The organism is Streptomyces sp. PTL18 (assembly GCF_059510295.1).
Window position 1 is genome coordinate 97,047 of the sequence record NZ_JCAJZO010000007.1, and the last position, 18,766, is coordinate 115,812.

20 protein-coding genes are annotated in these 18,766 nt (G+C 70.6%); 15 read left to right on the forward strand and 5 right to left on the reverse strand.

What is annotated here, in order from left to right; translation table 11 throughout:
- Window position 1: 1 nt before the first annotated feature.
- The 8 genes from AC5WS8_RS15680 to AC5WS8_RS15715 all read left to right on the forward strand — a co-directional run bounded on the left by AC5WS8_RS15680 (window position 2) and on the right by AC5WS8_RS15715 (window position 8,134).
- Window positions 2-598: a NuoI/complex I 23 kDa subunit family protein gene (locus AC5WS8_RS15680; RefSeq protein WP_496104003.1), complete on the forward strand. Its 597-nt coding sequence runs from the start codon at window positions 2-4 to the stop codon at window positions 596-598.
- On the forward strand, window positions 595-1,245 hold the full coding sequence (locus AC5WS8_RS15685) for an NADH-quinone oxidoreductase subunit J family protein (RefSeq protein WP_496104004.1): 651 nt from the start codon (window positions 595-597) through the stop codon (window positions 1,243-1,245). Before AC5WS8_RS15680 ends, AC5WS8_RS15685 begins: the two co-directional genes overlap by 4 nt.
- Window positions 1,245-1,610 carry an NADH-quinone oxidoreductase subunit NuoK gene (gene nuoK, locus AC5WS8_RS15690; protein WP_496104005.1) on the forward strand — a complete coding sequence of 122 codons (366 nt, stop codon included), beginning with the start codon at window positions 1,245-1,247 and terminating at the stop codon, window positions 1,608-1,610. Before AC5WS8_RS15685 ends, nuoK begins: the two co-directional genes overlap by 1 nt.
- Complete coding sequence (locus AC5WS8_RS15695) at window positions 1,607-3,598, forward strand: NADH-quinone oxidoreductase subunit 5 family protein (protein WP_496104006.1); 1,992 nt, start codon at window positions 1,607-1,609, stop codon at window positions 3,596-3,598. Before nuoK ends, AC5WS8_RS15695 begins: the two co-directional genes overlap by 4 nt.
- Window positions 3,599-3,604: 6 nt before the next feature.
- A complete protein-coding gene (locus AC5WS8_RS15700) occupies window positions 3,605-5,179 on the forward strand; it encodes a complex I subunit 4 family protein (RefSeq protein ID WP_496104007.1) in 1,575 nt (524 codons plus the stop codon).
- Window positions 5,176-6,675, forward strand: coding sequence for an NADH-quinone oxidoreductase subunit N (locus tag AC5WS8_RS15705; RefSeq protein WP_496104008.1), 1,500 nt, complete (start codon window positions 5,176-5,178; stop codon window positions 6,673-6,675). Before AC5WS8_RS15700 ends, AC5WS8_RS15705 begins: the two co-directional genes overlap by 4 nt.
- Before the next feature lie 206 nt (window positions 6,676-6,881).
- Complete coding sequence (gene htpX, locus AC5WS8_RS15710) at window positions 6,882-7,745, forward strand: zinc metalloprotease HtpX (RefSeq protein ID WP_496104009.1); 864 nt, start codon at window positions 6,882-6,884, stop codon at window positions 7,743-7,745.
- Complete coding sequence (locus AC5WS8_RS15715) at window positions 7,742-8,134, forward strand: YccF domain-containing protein (RefSeq protein ID WP_496104010.1); 393 nt, start codon at window positions 7,742-7,744, stop codon at window positions 8,132-8,134. Before htpX ends, AC5WS8_RS15715 begins: the two co-directional genes overlap by 4 nt.
- A gap of 86 nt (window positions 8,135-8,220) precedes the next feature.
- Here the strand turns inward: AC5WS8_RS15715 and AC5WS8_RS15720 are convergent, their stop codons facing one another.
- Window positions 8,221-9,483 carry an APC family permease gene (locus AC5WS8_RS15720; RefSeq protein WP_496104011.1) on the reverse strand — a complete coding sequence of 421 codons (1,263 nt, stop codon included), beginning with the start codon at window positions 9,481-9,483 and terminating at the stop codon, window positions 8,221-8,223.
- A gap of 183 nt (window positions 9,484-9,666) precedes the next feature.
- On the opposite strand from AC5WS8_RS15720, the gene AC5WS8_RS15725 reads away from it, so the two are divergent.
- From AC5WS8_RS15725 to AC5WS8_RS15740, 4 genes are all read left to right on the forward strand, one after another.
- A complete protein-coding gene (locus AC5WS8_RS15725) occupies window positions 9,667-9,933 on the forward strand; it encodes a GlsB/YeaQ/YmgE family stress response membrane protein (protein ID WP_496104012.1) in 267 nt (88 codons plus the stop codon).
- Between the two features lie 360 nt (window positions 9,934-10,293).
- Window positions 10,294-10,569 carry a hypothetical protein gene (locus AC5WS8_RS15730; protein WP_496104013.1) on the forward strand — a complete coding sequence of 92 codons (276 nt, stop codon included), beginning with the start codon at window positions 10,294-10,296 and terminating at the stop codon, window positions 10,567-10,569.
- On the forward strand, window positions 10,566-10,811 hold the full coding sequence (locus AC5WS8_RS15735; protein ID WP_496104014.1) for a hypothetical protein: 246 nt from the start codon (window positions 10,566-10,568) through the stop codon (window positions 10,809-10,811). Before AC5WS8_RS15730 ends, AC5WS8_RS15735 begins: the two co-directional genes overlap by 4 nt.
- Window positions 10,808-11,059 carry a hypothetical protein gene (locus tag AC5WS8_RS15740; protein WP_496104015.1) on the forward strand — a complete coding sequence of 84 codons (252 nt, stop codon included), beginning with the start codon at window positions 10,808-10,810 and terminating at the stop codon, window positions 11,057-11,059. The genes AC5WS8_RS15735 and AC5WS8_RS15740 overlap by 4 nt, the downstream gene beginning before the upstream one ends.
- Before the next feature lie 154 nt (window positions 11,060-11,213).
- Here the strand turns inward: AC5WS8_RS15740 and AC5WS8_RS15745 are convergent, their stop codons facing one another.
- Window positions 11,214-11,732 (reverse strand): hypothetical protein, encoded by a 519-nt coding sequence (locus tag AC5WS8_RS15745; protein WP_496104016.1) that lies wholly within the window; start codon window positions 11,730-11,732, stop codon window positions 11,214-11,216.
- A 217-nt stretch (window positions 11,733-11,949) separates the two neighbouring features.
- Here AC5WS8_RS15745 and AC5WS8_RS15750 point away from each other — a divergent pair, with 217 nt between their 5' ends.
- Complete coding sequence (locus AC5WS8_RS15750) at window positions 11,950-13,194, forward strand: helix-turn-helix domain-containing protein (protein WP_496104017.1); 1,245 nt, start codon at window positions 11,950-11,952, stop codon at window positions 13,192-13,194.
- Between the two features lie 344 nt (window positions 13,195-13,538).
- On the opposite strand, the gene AC5WS8_RS15755 is transcribed toward AC5WS8_RS15750, so the two are convergent.
- From AC5WS8_RS15755 to AC5WS8_RS15765, 3 genes are all read right to left on the reverse strand, one after another.
- Window positions 13,539-14,948 (reverse strand): phage major capsid protein, encoded by a 1,410-nt coding sequence (locus tag AC5WS8_RS15755; RefSeq protein ID WP_496104018.1) that lies wholly within the window; start codon window positions 14,946-14,948, stop codon window positions 13,539-13,541.
- Between the two features lie 336 nt (window positions 14,949-15,284).
- Entirely contained in the window at window positions 15,285-15,584 is a 300-nt protein-coding gene (locus AC5WS8_RS15760) for a hypothetical protein (protein WP_496104019.1), read from the reverse strand.
- A gap of 893 nt (window positions 15,585-16,477) precedes the next feature.
- Window positions 16,478-16,684, reverse strand: a complete 207-nt coding sequence (locus AC5WS8_RS15765) for a helix-turn-helix transcriptional regulator (RefSeq protein ID WP_496104020.1) — start codon at window positions 16,682-16,684, stop codon at window positions 16,478-16,480.
- 155 nt (window positions 16,685-16,839) lie between these two features.
- On the opposite strand from AC5WS8_RS15765, the gene AC5WS8_RS15770 reads away from it, so the two are divergent.
- Together AC5WS8_RS15770 and AC5WS8_RS15775 are read left to right on the forward strand one after the other, a co-directional pair.
- Window positions 16,840-17,409: a helix-turn-helix domain-containing protein gene (locus tag AC5WS8_RS15770; RefSeq protein ID WP_496104021.1), complete on the forward strand. Its 570-nt coding sequence runs from the start codon at window positions 16,840-16,842 to the stop codon at window positions 17,407-17,409.
- Window positions 17,402-18,760 (forward strand): tyrosine-type recombinase/integrase, encoded by a 1,359-nt coding sequence (locus tag AC5WS8_RS15775; protein ID WP_496104022.1) that lies wholly within the window; start codon window positions 17,402-17,404, stop codon window positions 18,758-18,760. The genes AC5WS8_RS15770 and AC5WS8_RS15775 overlap by 8 nt, the downstream gene beginning before the upstream one ends.
- Window positions 18,761-18,766 lie beyond the last annotated feature (6 nt).

Genomic DNA, 18,766 nt, shown 5'->3' on the forward strand with positions numbered 1-18,766 from the left:
CATGGCCCCCATCCCCGGCTCCGGCCTCGCCAAGGGCCTGGCCGTCACCCTGCGCACGATGACGAAGAAGTCCGTCACCGAGCAGTACCCCGACGCCCAGCCCGTGCTGCCGCCCCGCAGCCGCGGTGTCATCGGCCTGTTCGAGGAGAACTGCACGGTCTGCATGCTGTGCGCCCGTGAGTGCCCGGACTGGTGCATCTACATCGACTCCCACAAGGAGACGGTCCCGCCCGCGACCCCCGGCGGCCGCGAACGCAGCCGGAACGTCCTGGACCGCTTCGCCATCGACTTCTCCCTCTGCATGTACTGCGGTATCTGCATCGAGGTCTGCCCGTTCGACGCCCTGTTCTGGTCCCCGGAGTTCGAGTACGCCGAGACCGACATCCGTGACCTCACCCACGAGCGGGACACGCTCCGCGAGTGGATGTGGACCGTGCCGGCCCCGCCCGCCCTCGACCCGGGCGCCGAGGAACCCAAGGAGGTCGCCGCCGCCCGCAAGACCGCCGAGAAGCTGGCCGCCGCCCAGGCCGAGCCCACCGAGCCCACCGAGCCCACCGAGCCCACCGAGCCCACCGAGCAGAAGGGAGGGGAGTCGTGAACACCGCCTCCGACGCGCTGACCACGGCCGGCGCCACGGCCTCGCACGGTTTCCTCTCCCCGACCGGCGTCGAGATCGCCTTCCTGCTCGTCGGCGTGGTCACCTTCGGCGCCGCCCTGGTCACCGTCACCACCCGGCAGCTGGTGCACGCCGCCCTGTGGCTCGTCGTCACCCTGGGCGGGCTCGCCGTCGAGTACCTCCTGCTCACCGCCGAGTTCATCGCCTGGGTGCAGGTCCTCATCTACGTCGGCTCCGTCGTCGTCCTCCTCCTGTTCGGTCTGATGCTCACCAAGGCCCCCATCGGCCGCTCCCCGGACGCAGACTCCGGCAACCGCTGGGCCGCCCTCACCGTGGCCGTCGCCGCCGCGGCCGCCCTGGTGTGGGTGGTCGTCGACGCCTTCCGCTCGACCTGGGTCGACCTCGGGGGCCCCGCCTCCGGCTCCACCAGGGTCACCGGCGCGAGCCTCTTCCAGAACTGGGTCCTCCCCTTCGAGGCCCTCTCCGTCCTCCTCCTCGCCGCCCTGGTCGGCGCGATCGTCCTGTCCCGCAAGGCGACGGCTCACGCGGCGGCCACCACCGCGAACACCCCGGTCGCGAACCCCCCGGCCGCCCCGGACACCCGGAGCGAGAAGGAAGGCGCCCGCTGATGCACCTCGCCTATCCCGCCGTGCTCTCCGCCCTCCTGTTCTGCACCGGCCTGTACGGAGTCCTCGCCCGCCGCAACGCGATCCTCGTCCTGATGTCGGTCGAGCTGATGCTCAACGCCGTCAACCTCAACCTCGTCGCCTTCGACGTCTGGCTGAGCCGCGCCGCCCGCGAGACGCTGCACTCCGGACAGGCCCTGACCCTGTTCACCATCGCCATCGCCGCCGCCGAGATCGGCATCGGCCTCGCGATCGTCCTCGCCGTGTACCGCAACCGCGGCACCTCGGACATCGACCGGCTCCGCGACACCGCCGAGGGCCACGACGACGACACCCCTGCGGCTGAGAAGGCTGAGGCCACCGCGTGACCACGACCGCCCTCGCCGTCCTCGTCCCCCTCCTTCCGTTCCTCGGCGCCGCGACAGGCCTGCTGCTCGGCCGCACGACCCCCGGCTCCGCCCGCCCGCTCGCCGTCCTGCCGACCCTCGCCTCGCTCGTCCTGGCCGTGCTGGTCGCCGCACGCCAGGGCGGCGGGCGGGCCATCGACTCCGCCACCGGGCTGACGCCCACCGGCTCGGTCCCGATCGAACTCGCCCTGCACATCGACGGCTTCGCCGCCCTCGTCGCCGTCCTGGTCGGTGTCGTCGCGACCTGCGTGCAGATCTACTCGACGGGCTACCTGCGCGACGACCCGCGCTACCCCTCGTACGCCGCTCTCGTCTCCCTGTTCACCTCCGCGATGTTCCTGGTCGTCTACTCCGGCGACCTGATCGTGCTGCTGGTCGGCTGGGAAGTGATGGGCATCTGCTCCTACTTCCTCGTCGGCCACTACTGGGAGACCCCGGAGGCCCGCGCAGCCTCCCTCAAGGCCTTCCTCGTCACCAAGCTCGGCGACGTGCCCTTCCTGATCGGGCTGTTCGCGCTCGCCACCGACGCCGGCTCCTTCCGCATCACCCACGTTCTCGGCGCCGTCGCGAGCGGCGGACTGCACCACCCGACCGTGGTCGCCCTGCTGCTCCTGGCCGGCGTGGCGGGCAAGTCGGCGCAGTTCCCGCTGCACACCTGGCTCCCCGACGCGATGGCGGGCCCCACGCCCGTCTCCGCGCTGATCCACGCCGCGACGATGGTCGCCGCCGGCGTCTACTTCGTCGCCCGTCTCCTCCCGGTCTTCGAGGCCTCTTCGGCCGCGATGGTGGTCCTCGCCGTGATGGCCGCCGTCACGATGACCGGCTCGGCGCTCGCCGCGCTCGCCCAGGACGACATCAAGCGGGTCCTCGCCTACTCGACGATCGGCCAGCTCGGCTACATGACCGGTGCCCTCGCCGCCGGTGACCGCGGTGCCGCCGTCTTCCACCTGCTGTCCCACGGCGCCTTCAAGGCCCTGCTGTTCCTCGCCGCCGGCGTGATCATCCACGCCGCCGGAACCAACTCGCTGGCCGCCATGTCCCGTATGAGGGACCTGCGCGACCGCGTCCCCGACGCCTTCTGGACGATGACCGTGGCGCTCCTCGCGCTCGCGGCGATCCCTCCGTTCTCCGGCTTCTTCTCCAAGGAGTCCGTCCTCGGAGCCGCCGAGCACGCCGCCACCGGCCACACCGACCACGTCCCCGGCGCCGCGGGCTGGATCGTCCTGGTCGCCGGTCTGGCCACGGCCCTCCTCACCGCCGCGTACGCGACGCGGCTGTGGCTGCTCGCCTTCCGCGGCCAGGGAGCCGAGGCCCCCGACCACGGCAGGCAGCCACTGGTCATGAACGCCGTGCTGTGGGTGCTCGCCCTCCCCTCGATCGCGTTCGGCCTCGCCTACCGTGTCCTGCCGGACTGGTTCGGCGGACGCTCCCTGACACCGACGCTCACCACCTCCGTCCTCGGCACGGGCCTCGCCCTGGTCGGCGCACTCGTGACCTACGGCGCCTGGCGGCACACCACCGCACTCGCGGCCCGCGTCCCGCTGGGTGCGGTCGCGGCCCACCCCGAGGCGGACGCCGGCCTGGTCGAGGCCGAGGCGATCGCGAGCCACGTGCCCGCGTACGGCGACATCGCCTACGCGTCCGACCCGGCGGACCCGGGGCGCCTCCTGCTCGGCCCGCTGCACCGCCACGCGGCCGAGGGCTTCCACCTCGACGCCGTGTACGACCGGCTCTTCGTCCGTCCGGTCAGGGCCGGAGCGAGCCTCGTGCAGTTCCTGGACCGGGAGGTCGTCGAGACCTACGTACGCGGCGCGGGCGCCCTGCCCCGCCTGCTCGGGGCCGCCGTACGGCGCGCCCAGACCGGCAATGTGCAGACCTATGTGAGCGCGCTGCTCGCCGGCACCGTCGTCCTGGTGGTGGCCGCCCTCCTCGTCGCCACGGGAGCGTGAGCAGGCGTGATCGATATCAGCGAGTCCGTGATGCAGTTCCTTCTGGCATTCGTCGTCGTCGCGCCGCTCATCGGCGCGCTCGCCGCCCTCCTCCCGGCCCCGCCCGGGCTGAAGGGAACGTCACCCGGGCAGGCCGTGCTGCGGCACGGCGTGACCGTCACCGGCGCCGTGCTCGTCGCGGCGATCGTCCTCGCGGTCGGCTTCGACCACGACCACCCGTCGAAGATGCAGGCCACGACCGACATCAGCTGGATCCCCGCACTCGGCGTGCGCATCCACCTCGGCATCGACGGCATCTCCCTCCCCCTTCTGGTCCTGACCGCGCTGCTGACCTTCCTCTGCGCGCTCTACTCGTACTTCAAGATGCCTTCGGGCCCGTCCCCGAAGGCATTCGTCGCCCTGCTGCTCGTCCTGGAGTCCGGCACCCTCGCGACCTTCGCCGTCCTCGACCTGCTGCTGTTCTTCCTCGCATTCGAGATGGTCCTCATCCCGATGTACTTCCTCATCGCCCGCTGGGGCGGCGAGGGGCGGACCCGGGCCGCGTGGCGGTTCATCCTCTTCACGCTGCTCGGCTCCGTCGTCATGCTGCTCGGCCTGCTCCTGATCGGACTCGAGGCGGGCACGTTCGACATGGTGGCACTCGCCACTGACAACGGCCGGTCACTCACCACGTCCGTGCAGGTGATCGCGGTTTTGGCGGTGGGGATCGGGCTCGCGGTCAAGGCGCCGATGTGGCCGTTGCACAGCTGGCTGCCCGACGCCCACACCGCCGCGCCGACCGTCGGCTCGGTCCTGCTGGCCGGAGTCCTGCTGAAGATGGGTACGTACGGGTTCGTTCGCATCCTCCTTCCGGTCGCGCCCCACGGCTTCCACACCTTCGCGCCCTACCTGGCCGCCTTCGCCGTCGTCGGGATCGTCTACGGATCCCTCGCCTGCCTCGCCCTCGTCAAACGGGGCGCGAAAGGCGACCTGAAGCGGCTCATCGCCTACTCCTCCGTCGGCCACATGGGCTTCGTACTGCTCGGCATCGCCACGACCACCCCGACCGGCGTCAACGGCGCGCTGTTCGCCAACATCGCCCACGGTCTCATCACCGGCCTGCTGTTCTTCCTGGTCGGCGCACTGAAGGACCGCACCGGCAGCACCGACCTCGACACTCTCGCCGAAAAGACCGGCGCCGCCCTCTACGGCAAGGCACCGCGCCTCGGCGGCCTCCTCGCCTTCGCCGCCGTAGCCTCGCTCGGCCTGCCGGGCCTCGCCGGATTCTGGGGCGAGATGCTCGCCATGTTCGGTGCGTTCAAACCCGCCGCCGACCTCAGCCGCCCCGCCTTCCTCACCTTCATGGCGATCGCCGCGTTCGGCACGCTGCTCACCGCCGCGTACATGCTCATCGTGGTGCGGAGGGTGTGCATGGGCGCCGTCCCCCGGGAGACCCCGAAGCTCGCCGACGTCCACCCCTACGAGCTCGCCGCCTGGACGCCGCTCGTCGTCCTCACCGTCGTCGCCGGCCTGTGGCCGAGGGCACTCCTCGGTCTGACCGACCCGGCCGTGCAGCAGCTCCTCGCAGGAGGCACCCGATGAGCTCCCTCGTCCAGTCCGTCGACTGGCTGGCGATCGCACCGCCCACCCTGGCGGCAGTCGTCGGACTCGTCGTCCTCGTCGCCGACCTCTTCCTCGACGAACGCCGGAAACCCCTCCTCGGCTGGGTGGCCGTCGCCGGACTGGCCGCCGCCGCCCTCATGCTGCTGCCGCTCCTGGACGGGCACCGCGCCACCTTCTGCCTGACCGGCAGCCCCCGGGTGTGCAGTTACACTGCGGACCGCTTCACCCTCGTCATCCAGTTCCTCGTCCTCGGAGGCGCCCTTCTCGCGGCCCTGATGTCGGTCACCGCGCTCAAGGACGCCAGGAAGGACATCCCCGAAGGGGAGTTCTGGTTCCTGCTGCTGTCCTCCGCCGCCGGTGCCGCCCTGCTGCCCGCCTCCCGCGACCTCGCCACCCTCGTCGTCGCCCTGGAGGTCGCCTCCCTGCCCGCGTTCGCCCTCGTCGGCATCCGGCACGGCGACAAGAAGTCCTCCGAAGCCGCCCTGAAGTTCTTCCTGTCGTCCGTCACCGCGACCGCGGTCAGCCTCATGGGCATCAGCTTCGTCTACGCCTCCACCGGCACCCTCTTCCTCACCCAGGTCGCCGACCGGATCCAGCACGTGGACGGACAGCTCCACCCGCTCGCCCAGACAGGCGTCGTCCTCACCCTCGTCGGGTTCGCGTTCAAGACGGCCGCCGTCCCGTTCCACTTCTGGGTACCCGACACCTATGTGGGTGCGCCCCTCCCGGTCGCCGCCTACCTCTCCGTCGTCGGCAAGGCGGTCGGCTTCTCCGGCCTGATCCTCGTCACCGTCGTCGCCCTCCCGTCCTACTCCGGCGCCTGGGGACCGGCCCTCGCCGCACTGGCCGCCCTCACCATGACCGTCGGCAACGCCGGCGCCCTGCGACAGCAGGCCACGCGCGCGTACAGCGCGGTCCGGCTGCTCGCCTGGTCCTCCGTCGGCCAGGCCGGTTACCTCCTGGTGCCGATCGCCGCGGCCGCCTACTCCAGGGACGCCCAGAAAGCGATCGGCTCCACCGTGGCGTACGCCCTGATGTACGCGGCGGTGAACCTCGGCGCCTTCGCCGTGGCTGCCCTCGTGGGCCGTACCAGCACCCTGAACCGCATCACCGACTACCGCGGCCTGTACGCGTCGAACCCCCTCGCCGCGCTCCTCCTGGCGTTCTTCCTGCTGTGCCTGGCAGGCCTGCCGCCGGGCATCATCGGCCTCTTCGCCAAGGTCACCGTCTTCTCCGCGGCCGTCGACGCCGGGCTCGGCTGGCTCGCCGTGGTCATGGCGGTCAACGTGGTGATCGCGCTCTTCTACTACCTCCAGTGGACGGCCCTGCTCTTCCGCTCCCCCGAGGGGGAGCCGGAGAAGCACCGCGTCCCGGCCCCGCTCACGGCCGCCCTCACCCTGACGGCCGTCCTGGGCGTCGCCCTGTCGGGAGTCCCCCAACTGGTGCTCCGCTTCTCGGCCACCGCGCTCTTCTGAACCACGCCCCGCGCGCACACGGCGTCCGGCACGCGCGTGCCGGACGCCGCCGCCTCACCCGGACGGCCGACGGGCTCCGGTGCCCGCACCAGGGAACTTGCGCCGCCCGCATGGCGTTGACCAGTGCGGGAAGGTCCACTGAGAAGTGGAGTCGACAAGCAACGCAGACAGAGGGTTCCCCTGCCGCACCACTTGGAGGGCGTACCGTGCACCGCCGGCACAACGGGCTCAGGACCGCAGTACTCCTCGGGGGACTGTCCGCACTCATCATCGTCATCGGCAGCTTCTTCGGGCGTACCGGCCTGTTCGTCGCACTCCTCATCGCCCTCGGCACGAACGCCTACGCGTACTGGAACAGCGACAAACTGGCTCTACGCGCGATGCGCGCCCGCCCGGTGAGCGAGTTCGAGGCCCCCGCCCTCTACCGCATGGTCCGTGAGCTGTCCAACCAGGCACGCCAGCCCATGCCCCGCCTCTACATCTCGCCGACGGAAGCGCCGAACGCCTTCGCGACGGGCCGCAACCCCCGCAACGCTGCCGTGTGTTGCACCGAGGGAATCCTCCGGCTCCTCGACGAACGCGAGCTGCGCGGCGTCATCGGACACGAACTCAGCCACGTCTACAACCGCGACATCCTCATCTCGTCGGTCGCCGGCGCCCTCGCCTCGGTGATCATGTTCCTGGTGAACTTCGCCTGGCTGATCCCGGTCGGCCGCTCGGACGACGACGACGGCCCGGGCCTGCTCGGCTTCCTGCTGATCATGCTTCTGGGCCCGCTCGCCGCGTCCCTCATCCAGCTCGCCATCAGCCGCTCCCGGGAGTACGAGGCGGACGCGTCCGGCGCCCAGCTCACCGGCGACCCCCTCGCCCTCGCGAGCGCGCTGCGCAAGCTCGAGACGGGCACCCAGCAGCTTCCGCTCCCGTCCGAGCCGCGGATCGAGACGGCGAGCCACATGATGATCGCCAACCCGTTCCGCCCCGGCCAGGGGCTGTCCAGGATGTTCTCCACACACCCGCCGATGGCGGAGCGCATCACCCGACTCGAGCAGATGGCAGGTCGTTACCGGTGAAGACAATCATGAACGTCGTCTGGCTCGTGCTGAGCGGCTTCTGGCTGTTCCTCGGCTATCTGCTGGCGGGCGTGCTGCTGTGCGTCACGATCATCGGCATTCCGTTCGGCATCGCCGCTTTTCGTATCGGTGTCTACGCGCTGTGGCCCTTCGGCCGTACAACGGTCGAACGTCGCGACGCGGGCGCGCCGTCCTTCATCGGCAACGTCCTGTGGCTGGTCCTGGCCGGCTGGTGGCTGGCCCTCGCCCACATCGTCACGGGCATCGCCCTGTGCGTCACCATCATCGGTATCCCGTTCGGCATCGCGAACTTCAAGCTGATCCCGGTCTCGCTGCTGCCACTGGGCCGCGAAATCGTGCCGACGGACCGGCCTTTCGCGACGCGCTGACGGACGAGCGAGCGGCACGCACGGCCTCCTGCGCACGGCGGCCGGCCGGCAGGGCGCCGAGCCGGTCGTCCACCGCAGGCCGGTGGTCACCGCCCGGCCACCCACCGCCGTAGGCCATGGGCCGCCACGCCCAGGCCCAGAACACCCGCCCCCACCCCCACGGAGACCCCGGGCAGCGCGAACGCCAGTGTCACGCAGCCGAGAAGTCCGACCGCGGGTACGACGCGCGAGGCCGGTGCGGAACTCAGGGTCCACGCGGACGCGTTGGCGATCCCGTAGTAGGCCAGCACCCCGAAGGAGGAGAACCCGATCGCGCCCCGCACGTCCACCGTCGCGGCGAGCGCGGCCACCACGGCACCCACGGCCAGCTCGGCCCGGTGCGGCACCCGGAAGCGCGGGTGCACGGCGGCCAGGACGCCCGGCAGATGCCGGTCGCGGGCCATGGCCAGCGTCGTCCGGGAGACGCCCAGGACGAGCGCCAGCAGCGAGCCCAGCGCGGCCACCGCGGCACCCACCCGTACCACCGGCGCGAGACCCGGCACGCCCGCCGCCCGCACCGCGTCGGCCAGCGGTGCCGCGGTGCGCCCCAGCCCGTCGGCACCCAGCACGGAAAGGACGGCGACAGCCACCGCCGCGTACACCACCAGCGTGATGCCCAGCGCCAGCGGGATGGCGCGCGGGACGGTGCGCGCCGGGTCCCGCACCTCCTCGCCGAGGGTCGCGATCCGCGCGTATCCCGCGAACGCGAAGAACAGCAGCCCCGCCGCCTGCAGCACCCCGCCGGTCCCGCCGAAACCGCCCGCGTCCAGCCGTGAGGCGTCGGCGGCGCCGGACCCGAGACAGACGACGACCACGGAAGCGAGGACGGCCAGGACCACCGCCACGATCAGCCGCGTCAGCAGGGCCGACTTCTGCATGCCGCCGTAGTTCACGGCGGTCAGTGCCACCACGGCAGCGACCGCCACCGCGTGCGCCTGTCCCGGCCAGACGTACGCGCCCACGGTCAGGGCCATCGCCGCGCAGGAGGCCGTCTTGCCGACGACGAACGACCATCCCGCCAGGTAGCCCCAGAACGCCCCGAGCCGCTCGCGCCCGTACACGTACGTGCCGCCCGAGGCCGGATACAGGGCGGCCAGGCGTGCCGAGGAGGTCGCGTTGCAGTAGGCGACCACGGCGGCGACCGCCAGGCCGACCAGCAGGCCCGACCCGGCGGCCCGCGCCGCCGGGGCCAGGGCCGCGAAGATGCCCGCCCCGACCATCGATCCGAGCCCGATGACGACCGCGTCCCCGACCCCGAGGGTCCGTCGCAGCCCCACGCCACCGGACGCCTGTGCCCCGGACTGTGTCATGGCCGGAACCCTACCGACCGTTGCAACCGGCGGCCGCCCTGGAGGCGTCCTCCCCGAAAACCACCCGCCCCGCCCTCGAGGACGAGCGCGTGAGCAGGGGATTCACACACCGTCGACGCATGACACAGCCTGGCCGGAGCAGGAACACAGCACAGGCACAGCGCGGAAAGGCAGGTTCACGGCATGGGCATCGTCAGCTGGATCGTTCTGGGGCTGTTGGCAGGCGCCATCGCCAAGTTCCTGCTGCCGGGCAAGGACCCCGGCGGCTTCATCGGTACGACCCTCATCGGCATCGCGGGTGCCTTCATCGGCGGCTGGATCTCCGCCCGCTGGCTGCACCACCCGATCACCAAGCAGTTCTACGACGGCGCCACCTGGGCGGCCGCGATCGGCGGCTCGCTCGTGCTGCTGATCATCTACCGCGTCCTGTTCGGCGACTCCCGCCGCTGAAAGCGCCACCGAAGCCGCAGCCGGCAGTACAGAAGGGTGGGCACCCCGCTCTCCGGGGTGCCCACCCCGCGTCGTGGAAGGGTTCCTGCCGGTCCTACCGGTAGTTCACGTACCGCCATCTTGACCGTTTGACCTGCACGTTTTCGCCGAAGGGGCGATTGACGTGCAGAAATCACCCTCAGTAATTCTCAGCGATTCTCGCTATTTTTCGGCCGCGTGTGCCCTGGATGTGCCCTCGAGGGCACGCGGGCCGCCGGCGCCCTGTGTCTCCTCTCCCGGAGACGACAGCGGCGCCGCCCGGTGCGGACACACCGGACGACGCCTTGATCCAGACCCTTCACGATCAAGGAGTCCGAACCCATGACTGACCGTACCGAACCTTCCGCCGGGGAGCTGCTCGAGCTCCTGGCGGTCGTCCTCGAGGCTATCGACATCCCCCACCCCGCCACCGTGGGCGACACTGAGGCGCATGACCGGATCCTGGCCGATCGCTCGATGCACTCCGTGATCGCGCTGCAGCGCGTCCTCCAGGAGGACGGAGATCCGCTCGGGGTTGCATGGACGACGGCGTATCTGCGCGAGAAGCTCGCCGAGCATCCGCCCACCGACTACCGCGCTTGGGGTGAGGCCCGATGAGCCCGGCCGAGATGGAGCGGCGCCTCGTTGAGGCCGAGCGTGAGCTGTCCAAGCTGCGCCTCCTCGGGGCGGAGATACACGTCCTGGTCCAGTTCCTGCTGCAGGAACGCGGACGGCCGAGTGCGGCGCAACCTGCAGACCGTGGCCGGCCCCCGCTGCGCCTGGTCCACGCCGAGGACTCCGTGTCCGGTCAGGAGATGGACGAAGGCCTGCGTCGCGTCCGCATGACGGAGGGCCGGTGAGCCGTCAGCCACAGGCCCTGTCGGTGCGCATGACGGCCGAGCTCGCCGAGGACCTCGAGGTCCTGCAGCGCTGCGGCATGACGGCGTCCGACGCTGTACGCCACGCGGTGCGCCTGATCGCTCAGGCGCACCGGACGGCCGACCGCTTGACCCAGGAGCACGGCGGCCGGCGTCCGTACGCGCTATCCATCCGCGCTGCGGCACTCTACGGGCGACCACCGTCAGACGGGCCTGAGCAGGGCGTATGACGCGAAAGGCTCCGGCCATCCCCCCGGTGGAACGAGGATGGCCGGAGCCGTCAGACGTACGGATCAGGCCCCTGAGCCGCAGTGAGCGATACCCCAGGCGAGGGCCCCCGCGAGGAAGGCCAGGACCGCGAGGTACGCGATCAGCCGGCGGCGCTCAGGCGTCATCATCGGTCCTCCCGGCCATCTGATGCCATCCAGCCGCGATCAGCCGCGCCACGGCGAGCGGACGGCACAGCATCCCGGCCGACTCCATGGGCACCGACCAGTAGCTGTCGAGGGTGCGCAGCTCCACCGCGTCCACCGGCGGCACGCCCACGTGCACGCCGCGGCCCAGGCAGTCCACGTCCACGACTCTCCAGTCGTCCACGGCCTGGTGCCAGGTCGCCGGCATCGTCGCGGGCACGAGCGCGTAATACCTGTCGTACCGCGGATCGCAGATGACCGGTCCGTCCAGGAGCTCGGCGAGGAACGCGTCGATGTCCCTCGAGGGCGCTCTGCCGCCGATGAGGGTGAGCAGCAGACGCGCCGGCAGCCGTACGGCCGAGAACAGGCCGCCCAGGGGCAGCATCGCCACCCCATTTTCTTTCCACTCGGTGCGGGCTCGACCGATGTCCGGACGCGTCGACAGCAGCCAGTGCTCGATGGCCAGTCTGCGGTCAGACGTGGGGTGCACGAGGACGCCCGGATCCTGCTCAACCGGGCGCAATGCCGGGCCACTCGAACGGGTTGTAGGTTTCATCGTGTCGGCGCTCCTTCACAGCGTTGACCATGCCCCCGGACCGTTCGCGCGGTCGCGGGGGTCCTTGGTTCATGCAATCGCCGTAGGCGAACCGTGGGAGGAGCCGCATAGGGGGCCAGGGAGGGGCCAGACTGAAGGTGAAGGGGGCCAGATGAGCGACAGCGAACGGAAACGGCGGTTCGGCGCGTACCTGGTGAGTCTGCGGCGTCGCGCCGGTCAGTCTCAGCGCCAACTTGCTGCCCATCTCTGTGCCATGTCAGGTGTCACGTCCGTCACCCGTAACGAGGTCTCTCGCTGGGAGCGCGGCGGCCGAGTGCCTGACACATGGCTGCCGTTCCTCGCACAGGCCCTTGCGGCGCCACTTGCCGAGCTCGAGGCCGCTGCGGCGTACGCCCGCGGCGACGAACACGCCGCCCTCCCGGGGCCGGCTGCCACCCTGGCCGAACTTCTGCCCGCCGGGGACCCGCTCGCGCCGCTGACCGCCCGCACCGGCCGCCGCATCGGGCTCGACAAGGTGGCCGATCTCGCCGGCCGTGTGCACGGACTCAGGCTTGCCGACGACGTCCTGACGGGTGGCGACCTGATCGTGCCAGCCTTCCGCGAACTGCGCGCCGCCGTACGCCTCTATCGGGAGGCTTCCTTCACCGAGACCACCGGCCGCGCACTGCTCGTTCAGATCGGCGAGCTGGGCCAGATCGCCGGTTGGATCGCGAGTGATGCCGGACGGTACGAGGACGCCGAACGCGCCTACACGCTCGGTCTGAGCGCAGCGAGACAGGCCGGCGACAGGCCCCTGGTCGGCAACCTCGCCGGATCGCTCGCCTACCAGTGGAGCAACACCGGTCGGGAGAGCGCCGGCGTCGAGCTGGCACGCGCGGCCCTCGAGGAAGCAGGGCCCGACTCGCCACCCAAGACGCGTGCGCTGTTCTTCGATCGCGTCGCATGGGCCCACACGCAGGCCTGCGAGGCTCAACCCGCCATCCGGGCACTGGGCGAAGCACACGAGGCGCTCGAGGACGCCGATGGCCACGAGGCGCCAGAGTGGGCCTACTGGGTCAGCTCAGACGAACTCGAGGTGATGGACGCCCGCGTCTTCACCGAGCTGCGGCGTCCGCTGCGCGCCGTACCGCTGTTGACCGGCGTCCTGAAGCGGTACGACGCCACACACGCACGCGAGTTGGCCCTCTACCGGTCATGGCTCGCCGTCGCCCTGGCGGACGCCAATGAACCGGAGCAGGCCGCTGCCGAAGCGAAGCACGTCATCGAGTTGTCCGGCGAGATGGCCAGCGAGCGCACCGCCGAACGGTCCCGCGTGGTGCTGCGCCGGCTGCAGGACTTCGAGGACGTACCCGAGGTGCGGGAGCTGCTCGACAGCCAGGGGCATCTGCTCGTCTGACCAGGCCTCGAGGTCCGCGCCGGTGCGGTTCGGGTGACCTGCGGGTGTTCTGGCTCAAGATCGCTGGGAAAAAGGTCTGCCCGAAAAAACCGAGTGAATTTCGCGGGCGTGTGCGTGGGGTGGGGGGCCGGGTCCGAAGACGATCATGCAACCAAGATCGACCCACCCCCCCCTCGCGCCGCCCGCTGGCCAGATGGGCGCAGCGGGCGGCGGGCGGCGCAGGCAGTGTCATCGAGCCCTGAAAGGACGGTGGCTCTCGGCTGCCTTGGCTCCGTGCTCGCACTGTCCAGCCCTGTGTGGGATGCGGCCGGTGGCTTTGACGCCGGGTCGGTGGTGGCTCGAGGTCAGAAGCCCATGGAGGCGAGACCGGCCAGGCCGGTGCCGCTGATGACGCTGATGGCCTTGGGCCGGCGGTCGGCGATGAGCGCCACATAGTTGTACAGCTGGATACGAACCTGGAGCGTGCCGGAGAGGACTTCCTGCAGGATGCGGACGCGTGGCGTGCTCTCCCACAGGTAGATCTCATCGAACCGCGCGATGATCATGCGGTCCTCGTCGGTGCCGGCGCCGAGGTTGCTCGGGATGTTGGCGTCGGCGACGGCGGGGAGTCCGCCCATACGCCCGATGGCTCCCTCTGCCGCTCGCGGGTTGGCCATGCCCATGGCGTTCATGGGTCCTTCGCCACCGAGCAGCGGCCGGTTGGCGCCGTCGAGTTGGCTTGCCGCCCAGAACCAGCGGGAGCTGTGCATGGCGATGGCGTCGGGCGGCATGTAGATGCCGCCGGCCACCCTGGACGCGGACTGCATGAGGGGCAGCCACAGTTCGACCAGGGTCGGGGTGGTGTCGGTGTAGGTGACGGCGTTGATGCCGGACACGTTCAGGATGCCGGTGACCTGGCCGTTGCTGCCGGTGCCCTGCAGGACCTGCAGGTCGAGCTTCTGGTTGTAGTCCTTTTGCAGGTCCCGGTAGACGACCTCGTCGAAGGCGATGGGGGATTGCTCGAGCAGCTGCAGGGCGATGTCCTGCTGTCCGGCGATGGTGCGCACCGGTCCCGATACGGCGTCGTCAGTGAGGTCCTGCGAGGTGACCGCGGCGGCGTCGGCGGTCTGCACGCCGGTCGCGGTGCCGGTGGCGACGCGTGGCAGGTTGATGACGTCGGTCCCGGGTGGCAGCGGCAGGGGGTGGCACAGGTCTGCCGTGGCGCGCGCCGGGCGGGCGTAGTCGACGTACTGCTCGATCAGCCAGGCCGGCGGGACGAAGTAGCCGCCCTGGCCGTCAGTGCGGTTCGGGTTGACGCGGTACTCGATGCCGTCCGGCGCGGTGCCGGTCCACTTCCGGCTGATGCGGTCGATGTCGCCGGCGGCGATCGCCCGGTCCATCTGCGTGGCGTGGCGGTTGAGCCGCTCGTGGATCTCCGGGGTGGGCTGCATGCGGGAGTTGGCCAGGTCCTGGAAGTAGGAGAAGCCGGAGCCGCGCCGGTAGACCTCATCCGGTCCGGCCGTCCAGCGTCCGCGGCCGACGCCGTACCGGCGGGCGACGGTGCCGGCCTGGCGGTCGATGTCGTCTTGGGCGGTGAGTTCCTCGATCCGGTCGTCCAGTTCGCGGATGGTGGTCTCGAGCTCGTCGAACTCGCGCTGTTCGGCCGGGGTCAGCTTGTCACGGTTGGCGCGTCGTGCGGCGGCGAGGATCTCGTCCATCCGGGCGCGGTCGGCCTGCCGCCTCTGCCGCAGTTGTTCGATCATGGTCGGTGGCATGGGGGTCTCCCATCGGTACGGAGGGGCCCAGCGCCCTGCAGGACGCGGCGGAGGTTCTGCCTCGCGGCGGATGACGCGGCGGCGCAGCGCGGCAGCCGTGACGGCTGCTGGCGTGCGTAGGCGCGGGCTGTCGCGGGCGATCCTGTTCGGCGGTGGCTTCCGGGTGGTGGCTCCCTCGTGGAGGGGCTCCGGCGCGGTCTCACGGCCTCGGGCGGTAGGTGGTGGCTCCGGGTGGTGACCCTCGAGGGGTTCCGGCGCGGGCTCCGGCGTACCGGTGGCGGCGGGTGCCGCCTGTTGATCGTTTTCAGGATGCCACAGGCAGGGGCGATTCGTCTGTCAGTTCGAACGGGGAGAGGTGGCGGCCTCGGCGCCGAGTTCGGCGAGGACCTGGCCGACGGTGGTGCCCATGCAGCGAGCAAGGAGCGTGGCGAGGCGCAGGCCTGCGAACGCCACGGCGTGGACGGCATCCGCGGGCTGCTCCGGCCACTGCTCGAGCACCAGGGCCGTCATGGTCTCGGCGGACTGGTCCGGCGTCATCTGCCCGCTCAGGGTCTGGTGCTGCGTGGCGAGGATCGCGACAGCGGTACGGAGCTCCTGCTGTGCGCGCTCGCGCTCTTCGGGGATGTGCTCGGTCATGTGCGCCTCTCGGGTTGGGTGGGTTGTGGGTCAGCCGGACGCGCCGGCGGTTGGGGCATGCGGCGGGCTCCCCGTCGTTCGGCCTGCCCTGATGCAACCTCCGCAGCGGTCGCGTCCTGGACGCGGGGCCATCGGGGAGCTGCACGCCGTGCACCGAGCAGGAGCGGGGCCGTCGCCAGGTGCCGTCTGGTCCTCATCTGCGCCGCGGCGCGGAGGCACCCGCGGCTCATCGAGGCGCAGCGACGGCCGTTCGGCCACGGGCAGAAGCATCGCGCGCTGCCCCGGTATGCCATCGGTCGCGGGTAGAGGGTCGCGCACACCTCTGGTCGGTACGGATCGCAGAGGTTCTCTCCCGTTCGCTCGCGCGTGCGCGCCACCCTCAGGTGGAAGATCACCCCGGCCCGTTTCTCCTGATGTAAGTCCTGGATCTTCCTCATTCTTCCTGTGGACCACGGTCACCGTGGTGCTGACACCACGCTCACCGTGGTCCTGTAGACCACGCTCACCGTGGTCCTTAGCACCACGTTCACCGTGGTCCTGTAGGTCCACGCTCAGCGTGGTCCTACCGCGCGACAGGTGCAGCGCGTACGTGGCATTCCGGTAGTGCCGGGCCTCCTCAACCGTCGTGATGGCGCCGACTTCCGTCAGCACAGCGACCGCGCGGTCGACCGCGCGGAATGCCGCACGGCGCTCGCGCGTCACGTCCTGGTCGTCGTCGTTCCGCTCAGGGACGATGCGACCGAGCGCGAGCGCCAGGCCTTCACGGCCGGCCCAGTAGCGCGGCGGCCGGTCCTCGTCCTTCGTCACCAGGGCCATGTACGCGAACACACGGAACGGAGCGTGCGGAAGATCGCCCCAGAGGGCGAACACCTGCTTCACGTTCCCCGCGCCCATCAGTCGCCGCTCTGCGAGTCCAACCACGACTCGACGTCAGCCCAGCGGTAGCGCAGATGGCGCCCGACCTTGCTCGACTTCGGCCCCTTGCCGCCCTTGTAGCGCCACGCGTACAGCGTCGCCACGGGGACGCCGAGGTACTCGGCCACTTCTTCGGCTGTCGCAAGCGGTCGCCGGTCTGAGGCGACGGCCGTCGGTTGGGCCATTCTCGCCATCGGTCCTCCAAGTTGGACTTCTCGTCATCCATTTTGACGAGTGATCACTCGGAGTCTGACAGCAAGTGTTGAGAAACGTCAAGAAGTCTGCTTCACTCGCCAACATGGCGAATCAGAGAGTGGGAATCGGCCCGGTCGGTAACCGCGTGGCCGAGACCATCGCGGCACTCCGCAGGGAGCAGCGGCTCGAGCAGAAGGACCTTGCCGCCCGGCTCACAGCCCTCGGCTATCCCAAGCAGGCCTCCGCCATCAGCAAGCTGGAGAAGGCCGACCGCCGAGTCGACGTCGACGACCTGGTCGCGCTCGCCGTTGCGCTTCAGGCCTCCCCGAACCAGCTGCTGATGCCGGGGATCGAGTCTGGCCACGAGGTAGAGCTGACTCCTGCGCTCCTGGTGGAGGCAGCGCGCGCCTGGCGATGGGCTGCAGGGGAGGAACCGCTCGATCGCGAGCCCTGGGCGAAAAGCTCGCCGGACGAGAATGAGGAAGAGCACTGGGAGCGGGCCAGAGAGTTCCGCCGGCGCAACCGGCCCCACGACGTCACGCGCCCTCTGCCGGAGGTCCTTGCTCACGAGGACGTGTTGCGCCCCGTCTGGGAAGCCGTACGGGCCGCGCAGGACCAGGGCGCTGATCTCGACCTGATCAAGACCTACCTGCGGCTGCGCGAGCAAGCCGAAGAGCTGCAGGCGCGCCGGCGGAAGCAGGAGTCCGATGGCTGAGGTCTACGACCGGTGGCACCTGTCCCGCCCGCCCAAGGACGCCGTGGCCTGCACAGAGCATTCCAGCCGCACCCGCACGCTCGTACCGTCCGCTGACCACGGCAAGGGGAAGCGGTGGCAGGTCCGTTGGCGGGACGCATCTGGCGAGCAGCGCAAGGAGAACTTCGCCAAGCGCAGCCAGGCCGACACCCGCGCCGCGACCATCGAGGCAGATCTCGCCCGCGGCCTCTACGTCGATCCGGCGGCCGGCAAGGAGAGCTTCCGAGCTGTCGCGGAACGCTGGCGCACCTCGGCTGTGCACCGTGGTGGTACGTCGTCGCGGGTGGAGAGAGGCCTACGGCTTCACATCTACCCGACGTTCGGTGACCGGCCGATCGTGAGCATCCGGCCGTCGGAGGTGCAGGCCTGGGTCAAGGACCGGTCACAGGTCCTCGCCCCGTCGACGCTGCGCGTCACGTTCTCCTACCTGGTGACCGTGATGCACACGGCCGTGCGAGACCGCACGATCGCGGTGAACCCGTGCGCCGGCATCAAGCTGCCCGAGGTGCGGCGTCCCGAGATCGTCCCCCTGCACGCCGAGGCCGTCCGTGCGCTCATCGATGCGGCGCCCCCTAGGTACCGCGCGATGATCCTGCTCGCCGCGGCCTCCGGCCTCCGGCAGGGCGAGGTCTTCGGCCTCGAGGTCGACTGCATCGACTTCCTGCGCCGCGAGGTCACAGTGCGGCAGCAGCTCATCACTCCCGACAAGGACACCGGCGCCGACCAGGAGGAGACGCCGGAGCCGTACCTCGGCGAACCGAAGACGCACGAGAGCTACCGCACGGTGCCGCTGGCCACTCCGGCTGTCAACGCGCTCGCCGCGCACCTCCAGCTGCACCCGGCCGCCACTGTGGAGATCGAGGACCGGACGGACCCGCGGAAGCCGAAGCGCCGGAAGGCACAGATGCTGTTCACCAGCGACCGCAACGAGGTGATCAAGCGGGCCAACTGGTCGCACGTGTGGGCCCGCATGGAGGAGCGCGCGAACGAGGCTCTGGCCAAGGCGTACGCCGAGGCGTACGCGGCCTGGGTGCAGCGCGGCCGGCCGAAGAGCCAGGAGCCCGCACCCGTGCGCGTGCCGGACGGGGCGAGCATGCACGACCTCCGGCACTTCTACGCCTCGGCGCTGATCAAGAACCGCGAGAGCGTGAAGACGGTTCAGCGGCGATTGGGCCACTCGAAGCCGTCGATCACGCTCGACATCTACACCCATCTCTGGCCGGACGACGAGGACACAACGCGGGCGGCCGTGGAGGCTGTCCTCGGCGATGTGCCCGCGTTGTGCCCTCCCGTACAGATCACTTCCGGATAGTGCAGC